We start from the raw sequence: 21,538 nt of genomic DNA on the forward strand, positions 1-21,538 counted from the left end.
AGGTGATATAAATTCGTTTCTTCGCCATTTTTTGTCAATCGGTATATTTTGGCGGTCACTGAAAAGGAGCAGCACATGGCACGACACAAACCTGCCGCCGAAGGGGGTTACCAACGGGGTGAAGAGACCCGCGCCCGCCTGATCGAAGCCGCCGTCGCGGTGTTTGGCGAGCGTGGTTACGACGGCGCCTCGACCCGTGACATCGCCACCGCAGCAGGCCTGAATTCCCCGGCCTTGCAGTATTACTTCGATGGCAAGGAGGGCGTTTATCTCGCCTGCGTCGAGCATTTGATCATGCTGCTGTGGGGCAAGATGGGCGCTCCGGTCGAGGCAGCCGAAACGGCGCTGGCCGACGAAACGTCGGGTGACCCGGCACTGATCGAGGTGTCGCTGGGGATTTTGAGCGCGGTGGTTTCGACCATCCAGGACAGCCCGCAAACCACGGCGTGGCGGGCGTTTCTCGACCGGCATCAGGCCGGACTGTGCCCCGAGGTTGCGACGAACGCGTTCGAGGACCGCTTCAAGAAACGCATCGGCGTGGTCATCCGGCAACTGATCGCCCGCCTGTCCGGGCTGGCCGTTGACGATGAGCGCACGATCATTCACTCCATGGCGCTGTTCACCCAGGGGCTGGCGTTCCGGGTGCAGAAACCCAAGCTGCTGGAAGCGCTGAACTGGACCGCCATCGATCAGCAAGAAATGGAGTTGGTGCGAGACGTGGTGCTGACTCAGGCCCGTTTTACTCTTGAAGGACTCGTCAGGCAGCGGGGCGCGTAGCGGCCTTGAAACCTCGAACGCTCGTCGGACAGTTTTGCCAGAATTTGCATCTGTAGACGCAATGGGTATAAATTAGGGTCTACAGATCAAGAGGGCACTGTGATGACTGTGGCGTTGCAACAACCGCAACTTTCCCGATCCCAAGGCGTGGTGGGCTTGCGCACGGCCTTGCGGATTCTCGACAAATGGAAGGCCTCCGGCGATCAGGCCTGTCGCATGCTGCGCATTTCCCGCAGCACCTACACCCGGGCTCGGCAGGACGACGCTGAGTGGTCCGTGGCGCTGGACCTCGATCAGATGCAGCGCATCAGTTTCGTGCTGAACATTCACGCCGCGCTGCGCACCTTGTTCGACAACCCGGACAACGTCTACGGCTTTCCGTCCATGGACAACCACAACGCGTTCTTCAACGGCCGCAAGCCGCTGGACGTGATGGCCCAGGGCGACATGATTTCCCTCTACGAAACCTTCCGCCGGATCGACGCCCTGCGGGGCGCCCAATGGTGAATCCGGACGACTTGCCTGTTCTGCCGGATGAAAAACGGCTCGCCCACCGACTGGTCAACTCTAAATACCCGCCCATCGACCTGTTCAACGACGTGGCCGATGCGGAGGAGTTCGATACCCTGTTTCAGTTCCAGGCCATGACTAACCCACGCCTGTTGAATGAGGTCGGCAGGCTGGAGCTGATTCCTCGTCAGGACATCCCCTTCGGCATTCCCGGCTGCTCCTACGCCACCGCGCCGTTCACTCATGTCAATGCCGACGGTTCGCGTTTCAGCGCGGGTGAGTTCGGGGTGTTGTACCTGGCGGATACCGTGGAAACGGCCGTCGCCGAGGTGCGTCATCACCAGCAGCAGTATTGGTCCCGTGTTGCCGACCTCAACTACGAACGTTTCGTGTTCCGCAGCCTGTCCTGCCGTTTTCGCGAAGTCGGCAGCGTCGATGCCACCGTGCTCCCGTCCTCCCACCCAATTTACGCCCCTGACGACTACAGCGCGTCCCGTGCCTTGGGTGCGGCCCTCAAACACAAGAGCGTGACGGGGCTGCGTTATCACTCGGTTCGCTCGCCGGGCAATGTGTGTTGGGGGCTGCTCACGCCTCGGCACGTCGCCTCGATCCACCAGAGCGCGCATTACGAAATGATCTGGAACGGGCGGATTACTAGCGTGAGTCGCTTGTCCGGGGCGTGAACCAGCCACTGGCATGATCGCTGCTAGGAATTAAAGAGCTAATCAATTAATTTGTGGGCTCCGGTTTTCAGAGGCCCCAATGGGCCTCTCCCGACATCGAATTTGGCCGCTCAAGGTAACCCGTACCCATGCAGACAATCATTGGCCGTCGTGGCAAGGCCGCTTCTCCTGAAGGGAAGGCCAAGACCAACAGAAAAGGCCCGGGACGCCCCGAAGGCGCCAGCAACTTGCGCGACGTGATTCTGGACGCCGCCGAGGAGCTGTTCGCCAACTTGGGCTACGCCGGCACCACCATGCGCGAAGTGTCCCAACACGCCAACGTGACACAGGCGCTGATCAGCTATTACTTCGGTTCCAAATACGGTCTGTTCGAAGAGGTGTTCCTGCGACGCGGCAGCGCGATCTCCGATGAGCGCCTGAAAAACCTCGACACGCTACAAGCCCAGGGCCAGGTACCGGGGGCGCGGGCGATTGTCGAGGCGTTCCTGTTGCCGACCGTAGTGCTGAGGACGTCCGTGCAGGGGCGACATTTCCTTCGTTTACAGGCGCGACTTCACACTGAGCCGCCTAATATTTCCTACGCGTTGCGGGACAAAGCCTATGGCACGTCCACGCAACGTTACGTCGATGCCTTGAAAGATGCCGTGCCGGGGTTGAGCGATCTGGACGCCAACTGGCGCATAACCTTGATGGTGGGCACGTACTTATATGCGTTCTCGGACAGCCATCGCATGGAAGAGCGCCTGCCGGACGGGCAATACAACCCCGAAGACTGGCAATCGCTGATTCAGCAGGTCACCAGTTTCGTGGTGGGCGGGATGTCGGCGTAACGGGTTACAGGTGGGTAAAACGGCACCAGATTGGGGAGCGGCTCCCCAAACAAGTGCGAGACGTAACGGCGACGAATCGACGGCTTAAATAGAAAATCCATAAGAATCAGGTAGTTGTCACATTTTTTTGCATTTGGCACAGCTTCTGCTATCTATTAATTAAAAGGTTGATTAATTAATTACAGCTTTTGAGTGGTTACACCCAGAAAAGCAAAGGAGTCGTGATGAACCTGATTGCCGTTTCCTCTCATCAACCGGTCACCGCCGCAGACGGATGCCAAGACCCGGTGCTGCTCAATGACTGGCACGTCGTGGGCTACAGCACTGATTTCGTCGAAGGTACGATCTATCCCGTGCGCCTGCTGGAGCGCGAGCTGATCGTCTGGCGCAGCGCCGACAACCAGATTCACGTCTGGGAAGACCTGTGCATTCACCGTGGCGCGCGTCTGTCCAAAGGCTGGATCAAGAACGACTCCGTGGTATGCCCGTACCACGGCTGGGAATACAACGGCAGCGGCGCCTGCACCTTGATGCCTGCCGCGCCGGACGAAAAACCGATGAAGAAAGCCCGCGCCTTTCCGTACCCGGCGGTGGAGCGTTATGGCTTCGTCTGGACTTGTCTGGGCGAACCCGCTTCGGACATTCCGGTGTTCCCAGAGTGGGACAACGACGTGTTCATGAAGGTGCACAGCGGCCCGTACCCATACGCCGCCAACGGTTTCCGTGCGGTGGAAAACTTCATTGATGCGTCGCACTTTCCGTTCGTGCACGCCGGCCTCAACGGCGTGATGGACAAACCCGATCGTCTGGAGCCGTACACCGTGGAGGAGGTCGACACCGGCCTGCGTTCTTCCGAAGTGCGTGTGTTCCAGCCGTGGGGCGATGCGCGGGGCAAGCCGCTGGTGGCGTTCTATACCTACCACGCGTTCCGTCCGCTGGTGGGTTACTTCTCCAAACGCACCCAGGACTCCGACGCCGAAGGCAATGTCATCAGCGACAAATCCGACACCTTCGCGACACTGTTCACCGTGCAGCCGCTGGATGCGGTGAATTGCATCGTGCGGGTGTGCGCCGCCATGGACGTCAACCCGCGACCGGATGCCGACGCCGTGCGCGCCCGCGCCGACGTGGTGTTCGGCCAGGACCGCGACATCGTCGAAACACAGCGTCCAGAGCGCATCCCCACCGAACTGCGTTACGAGCTGCACCACCGCACCGACCTCATGGGCCAGCGCTACCGCACCTGGTTGCGCAACAAGGGCATCCAATATGGCGTTATCTGACGGCTTGTTGAGCGTGCGTCTGCGCGCCATCGAATACGGCGCGCCGGGCATCAACCTTTACACCTTCGAATCCCTCGACGGGCAACCGCTACCGCCCTACGAGCCGGGTGCTCACGTGGACGTGGCGATGGCCCCGAACCTGCTGCGCCAGTATTCGTTGCTGTGGCCAGCAACCGAGCCAAGCCAGTACCGGATTGCGGTGCAACTGGCTGAGGTGGGGAAGGGTGGCTCGCGCAAGCTGCATTTCGAATCGGTGGTGGGCGCGACGTACGAGGTGTCGGCGCCGCGCAATCACTTCCCGCTGATGCCCAGCGACGAGGCGTTTCACCTGTTTGCGGGCGGCATCGGCATCACGCCGATCATCTCGATGTACCGGCAGTTGAAGGCCAGCGGGCGCACGGTGTTTCTGTACTACTGGGCGGCGAGCGCGCAACACATGCTGTTCCATGAAGCGTTGTGTCACGAGAGGGACGGCGTGCAACTGTTTCACACCCGTTGCGGCGGGGCTGCGCCGCCGCGTTTGAAGGACGTGATCGCGACCTTGCCCAACAGCGCTCAGCTGTATTGCTGCGGCCCGCAAGGCATGGTCGATGAGTTTGACCGACTGACGCTGGACCGACCGGAAGCCAACACCCATCGCGAGCGTTTCAGCGCGACGACGGATGCGCTGCAACCCGGCGACAGCTTCCAGGTACGCCTGCAACGCTCGGGGCTGACGCTGACCGTGCCGGCCGAACTGAGCCTGTTGCAGGTCTGTGAATCGGCGGGTGTCGACGTGGCGTATTCCTGCGAAGAAGGGGTGTGCGGCGCCTGTGAAGTCAAGGTGCTTGGCGGACATGTCGATCACCGCGACACGGTGCTGACCCCCAAGCAGCGGGAGCGCAGCGAAAGCATGATGATCTGCTGCTCGCGCGGCGTTGGCGACAGCCTGGTACTCGACCTGTAGCGCTGGAATGCCCGGCGTTTTTTTCGCCGGTTAATTAATTGGTTGATCAATTATTACAAGAGGCCAGCGCGAAACTTTCTTGCGCGGCAGGAGGAACACCCGTGGACAGAGCATTGCGAGTCGGCATCATCGGCGCCGGTATCGGCGGCGTCACCTTGGCCCGAGCCCTCGAACAGCGCGGCATCGAAGCGCGGATTTTCGAGCGTGCGCCAATGTTCGGCGAAGTAGGCGCGGGCGTGCAGATGACCCCTAACGCGGTCAAGGTGCTGAGTGAGCTGGGGCTGGACGATCAGCTGAAAAAGATCGGCTTTCTGCCCGACGCCATGGTGGGGCGCAACTGGAAAACCGCCCGTGAGTTGTTTCGCACGCCCCTGAAAGAGTCCTGCCCGGCCCTGTACGGCGCACCGTTCTATCACGTGCACCGGGCCGACCTGCATGCCGCGCTGGCGAGCGACATCAAGCCGGGGCAAGCCACCTTTGGCGCTCACTGTGTGGGTTTGCAGCAACTGGGCAACACCGCCGTGGCGAAATTCGCCGACGGCTCGGAATTCGAGGCGGACTTGATCGTCGGCGCCGATGGCGTGCGTTCGGTGATTCGCGAGCAATTGTGGGGCGAAGAGGCGGCGAACTATACCGGCCACATGTGCTGGCGTGCGCTGGTCAACGTCGATAAACACCCGCTGCCGTTTGTCAGCCCGGATTCGAGCTTCTGGATGGGGCCCAAAGGCCACGTCGTGACGTACTACGTGAAAGGCGGGTCGATGGTGAACATCGTCGCCGTGAACGAAAACCCGTCGTGGGTCGAGGAGTCGTGGAACGCCAAGAGCACGCAGCAGGAATTGCTGGCGGGGTTCGAAGGCTGGCACCCGAACTTGATCGAACTGTTCAAGCGCACCGACCCCGACGCGATCTTCAAATGGGGCCTGTTCGACCGAGACCCGATGAAGACCTGGTCCAAGGGTAACGCCACGCTGTTGGGCGACGCCGCGCACCCGATGCTGCCGTTCCTGTCCCAAGGCGCGGCGATGGCCATCGAAGACGGGTACGTGCTGGCCCAGTCCCTGGCGTATCACGGGCCGCGCCAATTGCAGCAGGCCCTACGCGCCTACGAACTGGAACGCCTGCCGCGCACCAGCCGGGTTCAACTGGAAGCACGGGAGCGCGGGCGCACCTATCACCTGCCGTCGGCGTGGTCGCAGCTCAAGCGCGACATGGCCTACCGCTGGCGTCAATTGCTCAACCCGAATGCTGTGGGGATTCAGGCCAACTGGGTCTACGAATACGACGCCCGGGACTGCGAAACCCGTTTCCCGCTGGCGCAGAAAATCCCTGCCTGATCGTCGTTGCACAGCCAACGATTGCAGATCGGACAGAACGATAACGGGAGAGGTCATGCCATGAGTCATCTTCGCTACGGTGGGCAGGTGCACGCCAACGGGATTCGCCAGCATTATTTGCGTTACGGGCCACCGGAGGGTGCAGCCGAGGGGCTCGACCCGGTGATCATCGTGCCGGGCATCACCAGCCCGGCGGTCACCTGGGGCTTTGTCGCCGAGCGCTTTGCCAGCCACTTCGACACCTACGTGCTGGACGTGCGCGGGCGCGGGCTTTCGGAATCCGGTGACGCGCTGGATTACAGCCTCGACGCCCAAGCGGCGGATCTGGTCGCGTTCGCCGACGCACTGGGCATCAAGCGTTACAGCGTGGTCGGTCACTCGATGGGTGCGCGAATCGCCTTGAGGGCCAAGGCGTCCGGCGCCGATGGCATGACCCGGATGGTGCTGGTGGACCCGCCTGTTTCCGGGCCGGGGCGTCGGCCTTATCCGGCACACCTGCCGTGGTACATCGATTCGATTCGCCAGGCCAAGGTCGGCATGAGCGCCGCCGACATGCGCGCCTTTTGCCCCACCTGGACCGAGGCTCAATTGGCCTTGCGTGCCCAGTGGCTGCACACCTGTGACGAGCGGGCGATCCTCGCGAGTTTCAATGGCTTTCACGACGACGCGGTGGTGGAAAACGTCGCCGCCATTGATTGCCCGGCGTTGCTGGTCACGGCCGCCAGGGGCGAGGTGGTCAAGGACGATGACGTCGCCGAATGCCAGGCGCTGTTGCCAACGCTGGCCCATGTGCGCGTCGCCGATGCCGGTCACATGATTCCCTGGGACAACGAGGAAGGTTTCTACACCGCGCTGGGGGATTTTCTTGGCGCGTCATTGAGCGAGGAGGGTGCACGTCATGGCCGTCAGTGATTTCACGATGATCGAGGCCTGGACCCAGGTGTTGCGCCTCTCGAAGTTGCAAGCGGGGCAAGCCGTGACGATCCTCACGGGCGCCGACACCCATCCGCAAACCTTGCGCACCGCGCAGATTGCGTGCCAATCGCTGGGCGCGGTGATCAGCCGTCTCGACCTGGCCCCGGTCAATGGCGAACGCTCCCTCAGCCGCGACCCGCTGGCCTATCTCGGCACCACGCCGTTGACCGGCAACAAGCCAGCGATGGCCGCCCTGAAAGCCAGCGACCTGGTGCTGGACCTGATGACGTTGCTGTTCTCTCCCGAGCAGCACGACATTCTCGCTGGCGGCACGAAGATCCTGCTGGCGGTCGAGCCGCCGGAAATTCTTGCGCGCATGGTGCCGACCGAAGCGGATCGCACGCGGGTCATGGCCGCTGCGGCGAAGATCGAGCAGGCCAGCCGGATGACCGTCACGTCGCCTGCCGGAACGTCACTGTCCTGTCCGCTGGGCGAGTTTCCGGCAATCAGTGAATACGGCTTCGTCGATGCACCGGGGCGCTGGGATCACTGGCCGAGCGGCTTCGTGCTGACGTGGCCCAATGAATTGCAGGCCAGCGGCACCATCGTCATCGACCGGGGCGACATCCTCTTGCCGCACAAAAGTTATGTGCAGGACCCCATCGTGCTGACCGTCGAGGCTGGCTACGCCACGGTCATCGAAGGCGGCGTCGACGCGGCATTGCTGCGCGATTACATGGAAAGCTTCGCCGACCCGGAGGCCTACGCCATTTCTCACATCGGCTGGGGGCTGCAACCCCGGGCGCGCTGGTCAACGCTGGGGCTGCTGGATCGCGAAGCACACATCGGCATGGATGCGCGGGCGTACGAGGGCAATTTCCTGTTTTCACTGGGGCCGAACAATGAGGCGGGCGGGTCGCGCACGACGGCGTGTCACATCGACATTCCCCTGCGCGGCTGCACGGTTTCACTGGACGACCGGATGGTGGTCGAGGCAGGCAAGGTGATCAACGAGGAGCCGCTGTGATGAGCAACGATCTTGAAAGCTACCAACGTCAGGGCTTCGGTGCCGACATGGCATTGCCCGCGCCTTACGCGTTGCTGATCGTCGATCTGGTGGAAGGCTTCGCGGACCCCGAGATTTTTGGAGGCGGCAACATTCCCCAGGCCATCGCGCAGACCGAACACCTGCTGGCCCACGCACGGGCACAGGGCTGGCCGGTTGCCCATTCGCGGATCGTTTTTGCCGACGACGGGGCGGACGCCAACGTGTTCTCGCTCAAGGTGCCGTCGATGCTGACGCTGACCGAACACGCACCCCGTAGCGCCATTGTGGCGCAGCTGTCCCCCGTGTCAGGCGAGCTGGTGGTGCGCAAAACCCTGCCGTCGGCATTCTTCGGCACCGATCTCGCCGCATGGCTGACGTTCAGAGGCGTGCGCACGTTGCTGGTGGCCGGCGCGGTTACCAGTGGGTGTGTGCGGGCGAGTGTGCTCGACGCGCTGAACCATGGATTCCGGCCCCTGGTGGTCAGTGACTGCGTGGGCGATCGAGCCATCGGCCCCCATGACGCCAACCTGTTCGACCTGGCGCAGAAGTACGCCGTGGTCAAGCCGATGACCGAAGCGCTGGCGCTGCTGGACAACGCCTGACCCTACAACAAGCCAATCTGGCACACGCGTTGCTATTTAATTAACTGCCCGTTTAATAACGGTGGTCCGAGCCTGGAACGCCCTAATGCTGTGCAAGCCTTTCACCTGATCAGCTTGGAGAACACCATGAACATGCGTGCACGTTTCACGAAATCGAACCTGTTGGCGGGCGTGATCGCCTTGATCGTCAGCGGCGCTGCCTGGTCGGCGGACACCATCAAGATTGGCGACATCAACAGCTACAAATCCCAGCCGGTGTTCACCGACGGCTACAAGAAGGGCATGGAACTGGCCGTTGAACAGATCAACGCGGCAGGGGGTGTCAACGGCAAGAAACTGGAGCTGATCACCCGCGACGACAATGCCAACCCTGGCGACGCGATCCGTCAGGCCGAAGACCTGATCAACCGCGAGCACGTCGATGTGCTGGCCGGTGCGTTTTACGCCCACATCGGCACCGCGCTGTCAGACTACGCCAAGCAGAAAAAACGCTTCGTGCTGATCACCGAAGCCCTCAGCGACAACATCGTCTGGAGCGCGGGCAACCGCTACACGTACCGCCTCGACGCCTCGACCTACATGCTGACTTCGGCGCTGGTGGACGAAGCCGTCAAGCTGCACAAGAAACGCTGGGCGCTGGTGTACCCCAACTACGAGTTCGGCACCGCGGCCGCCAGCGCGTTCAAGACCTTGCTCAAGGCCCGTCAACCCGATGTGGAGTTCGTGACCGAGCAGGCGCCGCCGTTCGGCAAGGTCGATGCGGGCAGCGTGGTGCAGGCCCTGGTGGACTCGAAACCGGATGCGCTGTTCAACGCATTGTTCGGGGCTGACCTGGCGAAGTTCATTCGCGAAGGCACCACCCGCAGCTTCTTTGGCGAGCAACTGCCGGTGCTGAGCATCATCACCGGTCAGCCGGAATACCTGGAACCGCTGAAGGACGAGATTCCGCCGAACTGGACCGTCACCGGCTACCCCTGGTACAGCATCGACACCCCGGCGCACAAAGCCTTCGTTGCGGCGTATCACGCCAAATACGGCACCGAGAACCTGCGCTTCGGCTCGGACATCGGCTATTCGGCGATCCAGTCCATCGCGGCCGGGATCAAGGCGGCGGGCGGCAAGACGGACTCCGAGTCTTTGGTCGATGCGTTCAGCGGCCTGAAGGTCAACACCCCGGACGGCCCGCTGGAGTACCGCAAGATCGACCACCAGGCGACCTGGGGTTTGTACGTCGGCAAGCTGGCGGTCAAGGACGGTGCGGGCGTGATGGTGGATTACACCTTCAAGCCGGGCGACACGCTCCTGCCTTCCGATGATGACGTGCGCAAACTGCGTCCGGCCGAGTGATTCGTGGTAGGTGATTCTGCCCGAAGGGCGTAGCGGCACGACTCGTCGGCGGTGGTGATCTCACGGACGCCATTGCCGACAAGCCGTGTTGCTACAGCGATCGACGCATCAGCAACACCGTTCCACCTCCAGATCGAGGGCGTCATGGACTTTTCAGCGTTATTTTCACAGTTACTCAACGGCCTGGCCGAAGCGTCGTCGCTGTTTCTGGTGGCGGCGGGGTTGTCGCTGATCTTCGGCGTGACCCGCATCGTCAACTTCGCCCATGGCTCGTTCTACATGCTCGGGCTGTACATCGCCTATTCCATCGTCGAACACCTCATGGGGTCGATGGGCGCGGCCGGGTTCTGGCTCGGTTTGGCGCTGGCGGCGATTTCCGTGGGCCTGATTGGCGCCGTGGTGGAAATCGTTCTGCTGCGCCGCATCTACAAGGCGCCGGAGCTGTTCCAGTTATTGGCCACATTCGCCTTGGTGCTGGTCATCAACGACGCGGTGCTCGGCTATTGGGGCGCGGAAGAGCTGCTCGGTCGTCGTGCACCGGGGTTGTCCGGCTCCATCGATATTCTGGGGCGTCAGTTCCCCACCTATAACTTTTTCCTGATCGCCATCGGGCCGGTTGTGCTCGGTCTCGTGTGGCTGTTGCTGGTGCGCACCCGCTGGGGCGTGCTGGTCCGCGCCGCCACCCAGGACCGGGAAATGCTCGGCGCCCTCGGCGTCAATCAGGCGTGGTTGTTCACCAGTGTCTTCGCGTTGGGCGCGATGCTAGCGGGGCTCGGCGGCGCGGTGCAGTTGCCCCGCGAACCGGCCAGCCTTTCCCTCGATTTGCGCACCATCGGCGAGGCCTTCGTCATCGTGGTGGTGGGCGGCATGGGTTCGTTGCCGGGGGCTTATGTCGCGGCCCTGCTGATCGCCGAAATCAAGGCGCTGTGCATCGGCCTGGGGTCGGTCACCCTGTTCGGCATCAGCGTGTCGTTTTCCAAGCTCACGTTGGTGATCGAGTTTCTGGTCATGGCCGTGGTGCTGGTGATCCGGCCGTGGGGCCTGATGGGCAAACCGCAAGCCACCAGCCGCAACTCGGCGCCGGTAGAAGCCCCGATGCGACCGGGTTCGGCCTCGTTCAAATGGCTGGTCGGTGGGGTGTTGCTGGTATTGGCCGTGCTGCCGCTGCTCTCGACCTGGCTGCCTTATGCCAGCGTGCTGACTCAAGACGTGCTGGTGACCGTGCTGTTCGCGGTGAGCCTGCACTTCATCATGGGCCCCGGTGGCATGCACTCGTTCGGCCATGCCGCGTACTTCGGGCTGGGAGCGTACGGCGCGGCGATTCTGTTCAAGGTGCTGACGATGCCCATGCCGATGGCCTTTGCTTTCGCGCCGCTGGTGGCGGGGTTGGGCGCGTTCGTCTTCGGCTGGTTCTGCGTGCGCTTGTCGGGGGTGTACCTGGCGATGCTGACGCTGGCGTTCTCGCAGATCGTCTGGTCGGTGGTGTTTCAGTGGGAGGACGTCACCGGCGGCTCCAACGGCATCACCGGCATTTGGCCGTCGGCCTGGCTCGACGGCACGCGCTATTACTACCTGACGCTTTTTCTGGTGGCAGTGAGTATTTTTCTGGTCAGACGCATCCTGTTCGCGCCGTTCGGCTACAGCCTGCGGGCGGCGCGGGATTCAGCCTTGCGCGCCGACGCCATCGGCATCGACGTCAAACGCGTGCAATGGCTGGCGTTCGTCATCGCCGGGGTGTTCGCCGGGCTGGCGGGCACGCTGTACATCTTCTCCAAAGGCAGCATCTCGCCGGACGCCATGGCGGTCGGCAAGTCCGTGGACGGGCTGGTGATGGTCCTGCTCGGCGGCATTCAGAACCTGCTGGGGCCGGTGGTCGGGGCCAGTGTTTTCAGTGTCTTGCAGGACTCGATCATGCGCGCCACCGACTACTGGCGTGCCGTGTTCGGCGGCGTAATCTTGTTGCTGGTCCTGGTCTTTCCGCAGGGCATCGCCGGGTTCTTTCAACAAGTGGGCGGGTGGTGGCACGCGTGGCGATCCCGGTCGCCTGCGCATGAGGCAAGCGTTACCACGGTGATGGAGAAACAGGCATGACCCTTCTGCAAGTACGTGATTTGAACAAGTCCTTCGGCGGCGTCCGTGCCGTTGACGGCATCAACTTCGACCTGCACGAAGGCGAGCTATTGGCCTTGATCGGCCCCAACGGCGCAGGCAAATCGACCACCTTCAACATGGTCGGCGGCCAGCTCAAGGCCTCGGGCGGTTCGATCCGTCTGCTGGGGCAGGAACTGGTGGGCAAACGCCCGCGCGACATCTGCCGCATGCAGGTGGGCCGCACCTTCCAGATCGCCGAAACCTTCGCCTCGCTGACCGTGGTGGAAAACGTGCAGATGGCGTTGCTTTCACATCACGGCAAAGGCTTTTCGTTGTTCACCTCGGCGCGCAGACAGTACCGCGAAGAGGCCATGGACCTGCTCGCTCAGGTCGGCATGCAGCGGCACGCCGAACGTCCGTGCAGCGAACTCGCGTACGGCGACGTCAAGCGGGTGGAACTGGCAATGGGGCTGGCCAACGACCCAAAACTGCTGCTGATGGACGAACCCACGGCGGGGATGGGGCCGGAAGAACGCAACGACCTGATGGCGCTGACCAAGCGGCTGGTGGTGGAGCGCAAGATGGCCGTGCTCTTCACCGAGCACAGCATGGACGTGGTCTTCGCCTACGCCGACCGGATGATCGTGCTGGCCCGTGGGCGTTTGATTGCCGAGGGTGACGCGCAGTACATCCGTAATCATCCGAAGGTGCAGGAAGTGTATTTCGGCACCGGCAAGACGTTCGAAAACGAAATCGCTCAGTCGCAGGTGCAGGTATGAACGCAGTGCTGTCCTCGCAACGTCCGGAGTCCGCTTCAGTCGGTGAATCCCTCCTGGAAGTCACCGGCCTCAACGCTTGGTATGGGGCCGCCCAGGTGCTGTACGACCTGAATCTCAACGTCAAACGCGGCGAAGTCGTGGCCCTGATGGGGCGCAATGGCGCAGGCAAGTCCACCACGTTCAAGGCATTGATGGGCATGCTGGCGCGGCGTCAGGGTGGCATTCACTTCATGGGCCAGGACATCTCGGCCCTGGCGCCGTTCGAGCGGGCGCGGCTGGGGCTGGGGTTCGTCCCTGAAGACCGGCGCGTGTTCACTCACCTGACCGTGACCGAGAACCTGGAAGTGGGGCGTCAGTCCAACCGGCATTGGCCGGACGGCACCGAGGCGCTGAACTGGACGCCTCAGCAACTGTTCGAGTTCTTTCCCAACCTCGGCGCCATGCAGGACCGGCCAGGCGGGCAAATGAGTGGCGGCGAACAGCAGATGCTGACCGTGGCGCGCACGCTGATGGGCAATCCGTTTCTGATCCTGCTGGATGAGCCGTCAGAAGGGGTCGCGCCGGTGATTGTCGAGCAGATGGCGCACATGATCCTGGCGTTGAAAGCCAAAGGCGCGAGCATTCTGTTGTCCGAGCAAAATTTGCACTTTGCCGGGCTGGTGTCGGACCGGGCCTACGTGCTGGAAAAGGGGCTGGTGCGCTACGAGGGCAGCATGGCGGAACTGGCGGCAAACGAGGCGGTACGCAAGGCGTACCTGACGATGTAGCCGGGGAGCGGGGCAGGCGACCGTGATATTCTCGCGGCTTGTCTGTCCTGTCTGTGGTTTCCCATGAAATACATCCATCAGCGCGAGCACCTCAATGAAGGTGACATCGTGGTCATCGAGTCGTCGGGCGTGTGCAACATCCGCCTCATGAGCGACGCGAACTTTCGCAGCTTCAAGAACGGCGGTCGGCACACCTACCACGGCGGCGCGTTCGACCGCTTCCCGGCGAAAATCGTGGTGCCGAGCAGCGGGTTCTGGAACATCACGCTGGACACCGTGACCAGACGGGCAATCAGCGTGACGCGCAAGCCCAACATCAAGCATTCGATCAAGATTGTCAGGCGGTCCTCGGGTGGAATGCCTCGATAACCTTGCGGGCGCCCTACAACAGAGCTGTGGGAGCGAATTCATTCGCGAAGGTGGGTCAGGCAATGCCGATCCGTCGACCAAACGGGCCTCTCGCGAATAAATTCGCTCCTCCAGGAATCACCGTCGCCGGCATTCCTCGATTGTGGAAGCGGTCACCTATTTGGCAATGAACTGCTCACTCACATACGCCGAATAATCCGGCAGTACGCTTTCAATCTTCCCCTGATCCTTCAAAAACTCCGCCGTCTTGGCAATCGCGGTCACGGTTCCGCCACCCAACAATTCAGGCGATTTCTGTTCCGCTGCTGTCGGGAAGTGCGAGCCGTCCAGCAGCTCAGGCACGTCCGCTGCATTGGCACCCGTGAACCGCGCGATGGTCTTGACCGGCACAGAATCAGCCGTCCACTCGCTACGATGGGCCGTGTAATCCGCAATGGCGGCCAGACTGACCTTGGCAAAACTGGCGACGACGTCCGGGTGTTTCTCGGCAAAATCCTTGCGGGCGACCCAGACTTCAAACGTCGGTGAACCCCACTGCGACACTTGCCCGGCGTCGGTCAGAATCTTGCCCGTCTTGCGGATTTCCCCCAGCGCGGGTGACCACGTGAACGCGCCATCAATGTCGCCACGTTTCCACGCCGCCGTGATCTGCAACGGGGTGAGGTTGAGGATCGTCACTTTCTTCGGATCGATGTTCCAGTGTTTCAGCGCACCCAACAGGCTGTAATGCGAGGTGGACACGAACGGCACGGCGATTTTCTTGCCGATCAGGTCTTCCGGCTTGTCGATGCCACTGCCATTACGCACCACCAGCGCTTCGGAACTTTGAATCTGCGAGGTGACGATGAACGCCACCAACGGCACTTTTCTCGACGCCGCCGCTGCCAGCGGACTCGACCCCAAATTGCCGATCTGCACGTCACCCGAGGCCATCGCCGCAATCACCGCAGGGCCTGCATCGAACTGGCGCCAGTCGATTTTCTGGCCGATGGCTTTTTCGTACTCACCGTCGGCGATGGCGCGCTTCACCGGGTCAATGCCGGTGATGTAGCCGAACGTGAGGTCAGCGGCCTGGGCGGCCATTGAGAACGCAAACACGCTCAATGCCAAAGAGAGAGGGGCCGTCCAATGTGTCTTGATCATGGGGGGTCGATGCCTTGGTTGAAAGTCGGCGCCGGTCACAGCGAACGGCGGTCAGGCATGGAGCATAAGGTTCTATGAATTTTGTTTTAAATATCATTTTGGCATTAGCTTAGGCGTATCTGCTGGTCGAATCATACGCTTTTCATGGCGCCATTGAGGCGGTCGGCTTGTGACGTGCAACGGCTATAGATGGCGCGAAGTTCGCATCATGCGATCGATCGACGTTTCAAACATGAAAGACGGCTCACCTGCTGTTGCGCCAGCAACACCGACCGAACAAAAATGCTTTAAAACAAACAGTTACGTCCGTCATTCGGCGGCTGCAAGCCTTGAAAACGGCGCTGATGACGCATGGCACAAAGCCTGCAATCCCCTGAATCCATCCCGCGATGCGCTGTCCGGCGCATTGTGTCCGATCGTTCAGGAGTGTCCGTTGTTGTCTTTCCCTGCGTCCTGGGGCTGCCTGCCCCCGCGTGAATCGCCATGAGTTTCGATGTTGATTTTGCGCTGTCCACCTTGCCCGCGTTTCTGGTCGCGGTGGGGGTCACCCTGCAAGTCGGGTTGATCGCCATCGCCACCTCGTTGTGCGTCGCCTTGATCAACGCTGCCATCGCCGTGTTTGAAGTGCCCGTGCTGCAACGCTTGGTGCGCTGGTACGTCGAACTGGCGCGGAACACGCCGCTGTTGATTCAGCTGTTTTTCATCTACTTCGCGCTGCCGAGCATCGGCATCCGCATCTCCGGGTTTGCTTCGGCAATCATCGCCATGACCTTTCTCGGCGGGGCGTACCTCACGGAAATCCTGCGGGCCGGTGTCGCGGCGGTGCCCAAGGCGCAGATCGAATCGGGCCTGTCGATTGGCCTGTCGCGCTGGCAGTTGCTGCGGCATGTGATCCTGCCGCAAGCGGGCATCCTCAGCCTGCCCGCATTGTTCGCCAACTTCGTGTTCCTGCTCAAGGAAACCACCGTGGTCTCGGCGGTCGCGGTGCCTGAGATTCTGTACACCACCAAGAATTACATCGCGCTCTACTACAAGACCTACGAAATGCTCGCGGTCATGACCGGTCTGTGTGTGCTGCTGTTTGTGCCACTTTCCCTGTTGCTGCGCGTGATTGAAAGGAGGCTCCAGCATGGCCAGTTCGGGTCTTGAGTTGCTCTGGGTGTCGGCGCCGCAACTGCTGACGGGGATCGGTCGCACGCTGGGGATTTCCGCCTTGGCCATCGTGTTCAGCAGTGTCGGCGGCCTGGGGTATGGCGTGCTGCGCAATCTCGGCATTCGCTGGCTGGACACGATGCTGCTGATTTATCTGGAAGCGTTTCGGGCGATTCCGGTGCTGGTGTGGCTGTACCTGTTCTTCTTCGGCCTGCCGATTTTTTTCGGCTGGAGCATTCCGGGCTTCTGGTGCGCGGTGCTGGTGCTGTCCCTCTGGGGCATCAGCGAAACCGGCGAGGTGGTGCGCGGCGCCTTGCGTTCGATCCCCCGTGGCCAGCGCGAGGCCGGTCTGGCCATCGGTCTGGGTCTGCCCGGTTTGTATGGCCGGGTCTTGTTGCCCCAAGCCTTGCAGCGCATGACGCCGCCGATGATCAACGTGTTCACCCGCATCATCAAAACCAGCTCGCTGGCGGTGCTGATCGGCGTGGTCGATGTGATCAAGATCGGCCAGCAGATCATCGAGCGCACCTACGAATCGGTGCTGATCTACGGCTTCCTGTTCCTGTTTTTCTTTCTCGTCTGCTACCCGTTGTCAGCCGCTTCCCGTGTGCTTGAGCGACGCTGGAGTCACTCATGAGTGCATTGATAGAGCTGTCCGGTTTCAGTAAACGTTTTGGCGATGTCCCGGTGTTGCAGGACGTCGATCTCCAGGTCAAAGAGGGCGAGGTGCTGGTCATTCTCGGCCCCAGCGGCTGTGGCAAAAGCACTTTGCTGCGTTGCCTGAACGGGCTCGAAGCGGGCCACGCCGGACACTACCGTTTCATCGGTCGTGAACTGGCGGCCAACACCGACTGGCGCCTCGTTCGCCAGCAGATCGGCATGGTGTTCCAGAGCTACCACCTGTTCCCGCACATGAGCGTGCTGGATAACATTTTGCTGGGCCCGGTCAACGTGCAGAAGCGCCCGAAGGCCGAGGCGCGGCAGCAAGCCGAAACGCTGTTGGCGCGGGTCGGCCTGCTGGACAAACGCGACGCCTTTCCCCGCGAGTTGTCCGGTGGCCAGCAGCAACGCATCGCCATCGTCCGTGCGTTGTGCATGAACCCCAAAGTCATGCTGTTTGACGAAGTGACCGCCGCCCTCGACCCAGAAATGGTCAAGGAAGTGCTGGAGGTGATTCTCGACCTCGCGCGCAGCGGCATGACTCTGTTAATCGTCACCCACGAAATGGCCTTTGCCCGTGCGGTGGCGGACCGGGTCCTGTTCATGGACGGTGGCCGCATCGTCGAACAGGCCGACCCCGAAACCTTCTTCAGCTCCCCGCAGACCGCACGCGCGCAGCAGTTTCTGGAGAAATTCTCCTACGTAGAAAATATGCCTAAAAGGAATGCATCGTGAACCTTAAAACTGCCCTCGTTTTCCCACTGCTGGCCCTCGGTTTGTGGGGCAGCGTCGCTGCCCATGCCGAGGGGTATCTGGACAAGATCAAGGCCCGCGACAAGCTGGTCGTGGGCGTGTTCAGCGACAAACCGCCGTTCGGCTTCGTCAACGAGAAGGGTGACTACGTCGGTTTCGACACCGATCTGGGCCGCCGTTTCGCCAAGGATTTGCTGGGTGACGAAAAGAAAATCGAATTCGTGGTGGTCGAGCCCGCCAGCCGTATTCCGTTCCTGCAAAGCGACAAGGTTGACCTGATCCTGGCCAACATGACCGTGACCCCGGAGCGTGCCCAAGTCGTGGACTTCACCCACCCGAACCTGCGCGTGGCGGTGCAGGCGCTGGTGCCGGAGAAGAGCGACGTGAAGAGCCTTGATGACCTGGCCAAGAAGACCACCATCGTCACCACCGGCACCACGGCGGACATCTGGCTGACCAAGAATCATCCGGACTGGAAACTGCTGAAGTTCGAGAAAAACTCCGAGTCGCTGCAAGCCCTGGCCAACGGTCGCGGTGATGCCTACGCGCAGGACAATCTGGTGCTGTTCAGCTGGGCCAAGCAAAACCCCGGCTACCGCGTGCTGACCCAGAAACTGGGCGACGAAGCACCGATTGCACCGGCGGTGAAGAAAGGCAACGTCGAGCTGCGTGATTGGGTGAACACCGAACTCGCCACTCTGGGCAAGGAAAAATACCTGCTCAAGCTCTACGATCAGTACGTGCGCAGCCAACTGGCCGATGGCACCGACCCTGCGGCGGTGATCGTCGAAGGTGGGGACTGGAAGCCATAAGGTCGTTTCCAGCGCGTGGGCGGTGAGTCAGTGCTGGATTAGGGGCTGACCTACCGCTTTCGCCACTGTCGTAACCTCCAGAAGCGCCTACAGGCTCAGCGTCGGGCATAGCGCTTCGATACGCCAAAGATTCCTGTGGGAGACGCCGGAGGTTACGACGGCAGCGAAGACGTCGTCACGGGTTCAACGCCGCTCCACCACATTCAAAAACCGCCGCGTCCGCTCGTTCTGCGGGTTGACGAGAATCTGATCGGGCGTGCCGTCCGCGACGATCTTCCCGGCTTCCATGAACAGCACCCGGTCGGCAATGTCCTGGGCGAATTTCATTTCGTGGGTCACCAGCAGCATGGTCATCTGCTGCTCATGGGCAATGGCGCGAATCACCGCCAACACCTCGCCGACCAATTCCGGGTCGAGGGCCGAGGTCACTTCATCGAACAGCATCACCTGCGGCCGCATCGCCAACGCACGGGCAATCGCCACGCGCTGTTGCTGCCCGCCCGACAACTGCGCCGGGTAGGCGTCGGCCTTGTGGCTCAACCCCACCAAACCCAGGTATTCATGGGCGCGGGTCAATGCCTCTTCGCGACTCAGTTTCAGCACCCGAAACGGCGCCTCCGTCACGTTCTCCTGAACGGTCAAATGCGGGAATAGATTGAACTGCTGGAACACCATCCCCACCCGATGCACCACCGGCGCCTTCTTCGATCCCGGCCAGCGCCAGCCAGAGGACCGTGCAGGCACGTCGGCGCCCGCCACTTCGATACGCCCTTGCTGGTAGGTTTCGAGCCCTTTGATCAGGCGCAAAACCGTGGATTTCCCCGAACCGCTGGGGCCGATCAGCGCGACTTTCTGGCCTTGGGGAATGCTCAAATCCAGATGGTCGATCACCCGGTTTTCACCAAATTGCTTTACCACGCCGTTGAGCACGATTTGCGGCGAGGCGAGGGGGAGGCCGTGGGTGAGATCAGACATGACTGCGCCTTTCTAAGTATTTGAACAGCAGGGAAGTGGGGATGCTGATGGCCAGGAACATCAGCGCCATCACTGTGTACGGCTCGTTGTAGCGGTAGCTCATGCCTGCGATCTGTTTGGCCGCCTGGAACAGCTCGGGAATGCTGATCACCGCCAACAGGGGTGTTTCCTTGAACATGCCGATCAGGTAGTTGCCGAGCACCGGCACCATCGGTTTCAGCGCCTGAGGCAAGACGATGCGGCGCCAAGTCGTCGTGGCGTCAAAGTCCAGTGCCCGGGCCGCTTCCCATTGACCGGCGGGAACGCCTTCGATGGCGCCGCGAAACCCTTCGGCGATGTACGAGCCGTAATACAGGCCCAGGCCGATCACTCCCGTGGACATCGCTGGCAGCGTGATGCCCGCCAGCGGCAGGGCGAAGAACAGCACATACAGCTGCACCATCAGTGGCGTGTTGCGGAAAAAGCTCAGGTAGGCACTGCTCAGGCGTCGAACCGAGGTGCTTCGGGAACGTTGGGCAATGGCCAGGAGCAGGCCGATCAGCGTCGCGAGGAGGAAGCCCAGCATCACCACCTGCACGGTCACCAGCAAACCGTCGAACAGGTCCGGGACGATGGACCAGGCGAATGCGGGGTCGAAGATCATCTCGCACCTCCGCGACGCCAGGACGTGATGTGGCGCTCGTAGCGTTTCACCAGCCAACTCAACGGCCAGGCCATGGCGAAATAGCACACCAGCACGATGCTCCAGATCAGCGTTTGTTGGCCGAGGGTGGTGATCAACTGGCCGCCGGAAAAGGTCAGGTCGCTCAGAGTGATCAACGACACCAGCGAGGTGGTTTTCAGCAGTTCGACCAGTTGATTGCCTATGGGTGGCAGCATGAAGGGCAGGGCTTGCGGCAACACGATGCGGCGGAAGGCGGTGATGGAGTCGAAGTCCAGTGCCCGCAAGGCATCACGCTGCCCGAGGCTGACGTTGTTCAGGGCTGAGCGCACGATCTCCGAACCGTAGGCGGAAAAGGTCAGGCCCAGCCCGAGAATGCCGGTGGTCATCGGCGACAGGCTGATGCCGAACAGCGGCAGGATGAAGAACAGGTAAAACAGCAACACGAGGGCCGAAATGCCCCGCAGGATTTCAACGTAGACCGTGGCGATCCAGCGCAGGATTCGCCAGGGCGAGAGCCGCATCAGGGCGATGACGAACGACATCACGATGACGATCAACTGAGCGAAGAACGTGAGCTGAAGCGTGACCCATGCGCCGTTGGCCAGCTGATGAGCGATGAAACGTGCCGTTTCCACGGCGGGAGAATCGAAGAACATGGCCGTACTCGTGTGGGTTGGGGCCGGAAAAGGCAGCGTCCTGTGCCAGACGTCGCTTTGTATGGCGACGCAGAGTCCCTGTGGGAGCGAATTCATTCGCGAAGAGGCCGGTATAACCGACGCATCTCTAGCGCCTGAAACACCGCTCGCGAATGAATTCGCTCCCACAGTTCAGTCCGCGTCAGACGAAACATTGCGTGGCGACGCGGAGTCCCTGTAGGAGCGAATTTATTCGCGAAAAGGCCGGTATAACCGACGCATCTCTAGCGCCTGACACACGGCTCGCGAATGAATTCGCTTCTACAGATTCAGTCCGCGTCAGACGAAACATTGCGTGGCGACGCGGAAACCCTGTGGGAGCGAATTCATTCGCGAAGAGGGCGGTACAGTCGACGCATCTCCAGCGTCTGTCACAGCGCTCGCGAATCAATTCGCTCCT

The 21,538-nt window shown here is 61.5% G+C and carries 23 protein-coding genes and 1 pseudogene; 20 read left to right on the forward strand and 4 right to left on the reverse strand.

Annotation, left to right across the window (positions count from 1 at the left end; all coding sequences use genetic code 11):
* The first annotated feature begins 75 nt into the window (after positions 1-75).
* The 15 genes from ACWKWE_RS03060 to ACWKWE_RS03130 all read left to right on the forward strand — a co-directional run bounded on the left by ACWKWE_RS03060 (position 76) and on the right by ACWKWE_RS03130 (position 14,284).
* On the forward strand, positions 76-777 hold the full coding sequence (locus ACWKWE_RS03060; RefSeq protein ID WP_483849577.1) for a CerR family C-terminal domain-containing protein: 702 nt from the start codon (positions 76-78) through the stop codon (positions 775-777).
* Between the two features lie 102 nt (positions 778-879).
* On the forward strand, positions 880-1,284 hold the full coding sequence (locus ACWKWE_RS03065; RefSeq protein ID WP_483849578.1) for an antitoxin Xre-like helix-turn-helix domain-containing protein: 405 nt from the start codon (positions 880-882) through the stop codon (positions 1,282-1,284).
* Entirely contained in the window at positions 1,278-1,970 is a 693-nt protein-coding gene (locus ACWKWE_RS03070) for an RES family NAD+ phosphorylase (protein ID WP_483849579.1), read from the forward strand. The genes ACWKWE_RS03065 and ACWKWE_RS03070 overlap by 7 nt, the downstream gene beginning before the upstream one ends.
* A gap of 128 nt (positions 1,971-2,098) precedes the next feature.
* On the forward strand, positions 2,099-2,800 hold the full coding sequence (locus ACWKWE_RS03075; RefSeq protein WP_166594356.1) for a TetR/AcrR family transcriptional regulator: 702 nt from the start codon (positions 2,099-2,101) through the stop codon (positions 2,798-2,800).
* A gap of 224 nt (positions 2,801-3,024) precedes the next feature.
* Positions 3,025-4,083, forward strand: coding sequence for an aromatic ring-hydroxylating oxygenase subunit alpha (locus ACWKWE_RS03080; RefSeq protein ID WP_166594357.1), 1,059 nt, complete (start codon positions 3,025-3,027; stop codon positions 4,081-4,083).
* A complete protein-coding gene (locus tag ACWKWE_RS03085; protein WP_483849580.1) occupies positions 4,070-5,029 on the forward strand; it encodes a PDR/VanB family oxidoreductase in 960 nt (319 codons plus the stop codon). The genes ACWKWE_RS03080 and ACWKWE_RS03085 overlap by 14 nt, the downstream gene beginning before the upstream one ends.
* 101 nt (positions 5,030-5,130) lie before the next feature.
* Positions 5,131-6,366 carry an FAD-dependent monooxygenase gene (locus tag ACWKWE_RS03090; protein ID WP_166594359.1) on the forward strand — a complete coding sequence of 412 codons (1,236 nt, stop codon included), beginning with the start codon at positions 5,131-5,133 and terminating at the stop codon, positions 6,364-6,366.
* 60 nt (positions 6,367-6,426) lie between these two features.
* On the forward strand, positions 6,427-7,278 hold the full coding sequence (locus ACWKWE_RS03095; protein ID WP_483849581.1) for an alpha/beta fold hydrolase: 852 nt from the start codon (positions 6,427-6,429) through the stop codon (positions 7,276-7,278).
* On the forward strand, positions 7,265-8,308 hold the full coding sequence (locus ACWKWE_RS03100) for a 2,5-dihydroxypyridine 5,6-dioxygenase NicX family protein (protein ID WP_483849582.1): 1,044 nt from the start codon (positions 7,265-7,267) through the stop codon (positions 8,306-8,308). The genes ACWKWE_RS03095 and ACWKWE_RS03100 overlap by 14 nt, the downstream gene beginning before the upstream one ends.
* Positions 8,308-8,931 carry an isochorismatase family protein gene (locus tag ACWKWE_RS03105; RefSeq protein ID WP_483849583.1) on the forward strand — a complete coding sequence of 208 codons (624 nt, stop codon included), beginning with the start codon at positions 8,308-8,310 and terminating at the stop codon, positions 8,929-8,931. Before ACWKWE_RS03100 ends, ACWKWE_RS03105 begins: the two co-directional genes overlap by 1 nt.
* A 126-nt stretch (positions 8,932-9,057) precedes the next feature.
* Positions 9,058-10,278, forward strand: a complete 1,221-nt coding sequence (locus ACWKWE_RS03110; protein ID WP_166594363.1) for an ABC transporter substrate-binding protein — start codon at positions 9,058-9,060, stop codon at positions 10,276-10,278.
* Positions 10,279-10,422: 144 nt separating this feature from the next.
* A complete protein-coding gene (locus ACWKWE_RS03115) occupies positions 10,423-12,369 on the forward strand; it encodes an ABC transporter permease (RefSeq protein WP_483849584.1) in 1,947 nt (648 codons plus the stop codon).
* Entirely contained in the window at positions 12,366-13,148 is a 783-nt protein-coding gene (locus ACWKWE_RS03120; RefSeq protein ID WP_483849585.1) for an ABC transporter ATP-binding protein, read from the forward strand. The genes ACWKWE_RS03115 and ACWKWE_RS03120 overlap by 4 nt, the downstream gene beginning before the upstream one ends.
* Positions 13,145-13,915 (forward strand): ABC transporter ATP-binding protein, encoded by a 771-nt coding sequence (locus tag ACWKWE_RS03125; RefSeq protein ID WP_166594366.1) that lies wholly within the window; start codon positions 13,145-13,147, stop codon positions 13,913-13,915. Before ACWKWE_RS03120 ends, ACWKWE_RS03125 begins: the two co-directional genes overlap by 4 nt.
* Before the next feature lie 63 nt (positions 13,916-13,978).
* The gene (locus tag ACWKWE_RS03130) at positions 13,979-14,284 is read left to right on the forward strand and encodes a DUF1883 domain-containing protein (RefSeq protein WP_483849586.1); all 306 of its coding nucleotides are present in this window, start codon (positions 13,979-13,981) and stop codon (positions 14,282-14,284) included.
* Positions 14,285-14,440: 156 nt separating this feature from the next.
* Here ACWKWE_RS03130 and tauA read toward each other — a convergent pair whose 3' ends face one another.
* Positions 14,441-15,427: a taurine ABC transporter substrate-binding protein gene (gene tauA / locus ACWKWE_RS03135; protein WP_483849587.1), complete on the reverse strand. Its 987-nt coding sequence runs from the start codon at positions 15,425-15,427 to the stop codon at positions 14,441-14,443.
* A gap of 208 nt (positions 15,428-15,635) precedes the next feature.
* On the opposite strand from tauA, the gene ACWKWE_RS03140 reads away from it, so the two are divergent.
* The 5 genes and pseudogenes from ACWKWE_RS03140 to ACWKWE_RS03160 form a co-directional block, all read left to right on the forward strand.
* The gene (locus ACWKWE_RS03140; RefSeq protein WP_483849588.1) at positions 15,636-15,914 is read left to right on the forward strand and encodes a hypothetical protein; all 279 of its coding nucleotides are present in this window, start codon (positions 15,636-15,638) and stop codon (positions 15,912-15,914) included.
* Complete coding sequence (locus ACWKWE_RS03145; RefSeq protein WP_166594370.1) at positions 15,911-16,576, forward strand: amino acid ABC transporter permease; 666 nt, start codon at positions 15,911-15,913, stop codon at positions 16,574-16,576. Before ACWKWE_RS03140 ends, ACWKWE_RS03145 begins: the two co-directional genes overlap by 4 nt.
* Positions 16,557-17,216, forward strand: coding sequence for an amino acid ABC transporter permease (locus ACWKWE_RS03150; protein WP_483849589.1), 660 nt, complete (start codon positions 16,557-16,559; stop codon positions 17,214-17,216). The genes ACWKWE_RS03145 and ACWKWE_RS03150 overlap by 20 nt, the downstream gene beginning before the upstream one ends.
* Positions 17,213-17,974 carry an amino acid ABC transporter ATP-binding protein gene (locus ACWKWE_RS03155; RefSeq protein ID WP_166594372.1) on the forward strand — a complete coding sequence of 254 codons (762 nt, stop codon included), beginning with the start codon at positions 17,213-17,215 and terminating at the stop codon, positions 17,972-17,974. The genes ACWKWE_RS03150 and ACWKWE_RS03155 overlap by 4 nt, the downstream gene beginning before the upstream one ends.
* Positions 17,975-18,042: 68 nt before the next feature.
* A pseudogene (locus tag ACWKWE_RS03160) lies at positions 18,043-18,804 on the forward strand (transporter substrate-binding domain-containing protein); the annotation flags it as partial.
* A 183-nt stretch (positions 18,805-18,987) separates the two neighbouring features.
* On the opposite strand, the gene ACWKWE_RS03165 reads toward ACWKWE_RS03160, so the two are convergent.
* The 3 genes from ACWKWE_RS03165 to ehuC are packed head-to-tail and all read right to left on the reverse strand — an operon-like array spanning position 18,988 to position 21,099.
* A complete protein-coding gene (locus tag ACWKWE_RS03165) occupies positions 18,988-19,779 on the reverse strand; it encodes an amino acid ABC transporter ATP-binding protein (RefSeq protein ID WP_483849590.1) in 792 nt (263 codons plus the stop codon).
* Positions 19,772-20,422, reverse strand: a complete 651-nt coding sequence (ehuD, locus tag ACWKWE_RS03170) for an ectoine/hydroxyectoine ABC transporter permease subunit EhuD (protein ID WP_483849591.1) — start codon at positions 20,420-20,422, stop codon at positions 19,772-19,774. The genes ACWKWE_RS03165 and ehuD overlap by 8 nt, the downstream gene beginning before the upstream one ends.
* Entirely contained in the window at positions 20,419-21,099 is a 681-nt protein-coding gene (gene ehuC / locus ACWKWE_RS03175; RefSeq protein ID WP_483849592.1) for an ectoine/hydroxyectoine ABC transporter permease subunit EhuC, read from the reverse strand. Before ehuC ends, ehuD begins: the two co-directional genes overlap by 4 nt.
* Between the last annotated feature and the right edge of the window lie 439 nt (positions 21,100-21,538).

The organism is Pseudomonas salicis (assembly GCF_057128705.1).

Bases quoted from the DNA above. Each gene is read 5' to 3' on its own strand.
- ACWKWE_RS03060 (WP_483849577.1), top strand. From the start codon at position 76: ATGGCACGACACAAACCTGCCGCCGAAGGGGGTTACCAACGGGGTGAA.
- ACWKWE_RS03065 (WP_483849578.1), top strand. From the start codon at position 880: ATGACTGTGGCGTTGCAACAACCGCAACTTTCCCGATCCCAAGGCGTG.
- ACWKWE_RS03070 (WP_483849579.1), top strand. From the start codon at position 1,278: ATGGTGAATCCGGACGACTTGCCTGTTCTGCCGGATGAAAAACGGCTC.
- ACWKWE_RS03075 (WP_166594356.1), top strand. From the start codon at position 2,099: ATGCAGACAATCATTGGCCGTCGTGGCAAGGCCGCTTCTCCTGAAGGG.
- ACWKWE_RS03080 (WP_166594357.1), top strand. From the start codon at position 3,025: ATGAACCTGATTGCCGTTTCCTCTCATCAACCGGTCACCGCCGCAGAC.
- ACWKWE_RS03085 (WP_483849580.1), top strand. From the start codon at position 4,070: ATGGCGTTATCTGACGGCTTGTTGAGCGTGCGTCTGCGCGCCATCGAA.
- ACWKWE_RS03095 (WP_483849581.1), top strand. From the start codon at position 6,427: ATGAGTCATCTTCGCTACGGTGGGCAGGTGCACGCCAACGGGATTCGC.
- ACWKWE_RS03100 (WP_483849582.1), top strand. From the start codon at position 7,265: ATGGCCGTCAGTGATTTCACGATGATCGAGGCCTGGACCCAGGTGTTG.
- ACWKWE_RS03105 (WP_483849583.1), top strand. From the start codon at position 8,308: ATGAGCAACGATCTTGAAAGCTACCAACGTCAGGGCTTCGGTGCCGAC.
- ACWKWE_RS03110 (WP_166594363.1), top strand. From the start codon at position 9,058: ATGAACATGCGTGCACGTTTCACGAAATCGAACCTGTTGGCGGGCGTG.
- ACWKWE_RS03115 (WP_483849584.1), top strand. From the start codon at position 10,423: ATGGACTTTTCAGCGTTATTTTCACAGTTACTCAACGGCCTGGCCGAA.
- ACWKWE_RS03120 (WP_483849585.1), top strand. From the start codon at position 12,366: ATGACCCTTCTGCAAGTACGTGATTTGAACAAGTCCTTCGGCGGCGTC.
- ACWKWE_RS03125 (WP_166594366.1), top strand. From the start codon at position 13,145: ATGAACGCAGTGCTGTCCTCGCAACGTCCGGAGTCCGCTTCAGTCGGT.
- ACWKWE_RS03130 (WP_483849586.1), top strand. From the start codon at position 13,979: ATGAAATACATCCATCAGCGCGAGCACCTCAATGAAGGTGACATCGTG.
- tauA (WP_483849587.1), bottom strand. From the start codon at position 15,427: ATGATCAAGACACATTGGACGGCCCCTCTCTCTTTGGCATTGAGCGTG.
- ACWKWE_RS03140 (WP_483849588.1), top strand. From the start codon at position 15,636: ATGCGATCGATCGACGTTTCAAACATGAAAGACGGCTCACCTGCTGTT.
- ACWKWE_RS03145 (WP_166594370.1), top strand. From the start codon at position 15,911: ATGAGTTTCGATGTTGATTTTGCGCTGTCCACCTTGCCCGCGTTTCTG.
- ACWKWE_RS03150 (WP_483849589.1), top strand. From the start codon at position 16,557: ATGGCCAGTTCGGGTCTTGAGTTGCTCTGGGTGTCGGCGCCGCAACTG.
- ACWKWE_RS03155 (WP_166594372.1), top strand. From the start codon at position 17,213: ATGAGTGCATTGATAGAGCTGTCCGGTTTCAGTAAACGTTTTGGCGAT.
- ACWKWE_RS03165 (WP_483849590.1), bottom strand. From the start codon at position 19,779: ATGTCTGATCTCACCCACGGCCTCCCCCTCGCCTCGCCGCAAATCGTG.
- ehuD (WP_483849591.1), bottom strand. From the start codon at position 20,422: ATGATCTTCGACCCCGCATTCGCCTGGTCCATCGTCCCGGACCTGTTC.
- ehuC (WP_483849592.1), bottom strand. From the start codon at position 21,099: ATGTTCTTCGATTCTCCCGCCGTGGAAACGGCACGTTTCATCGCTCAT.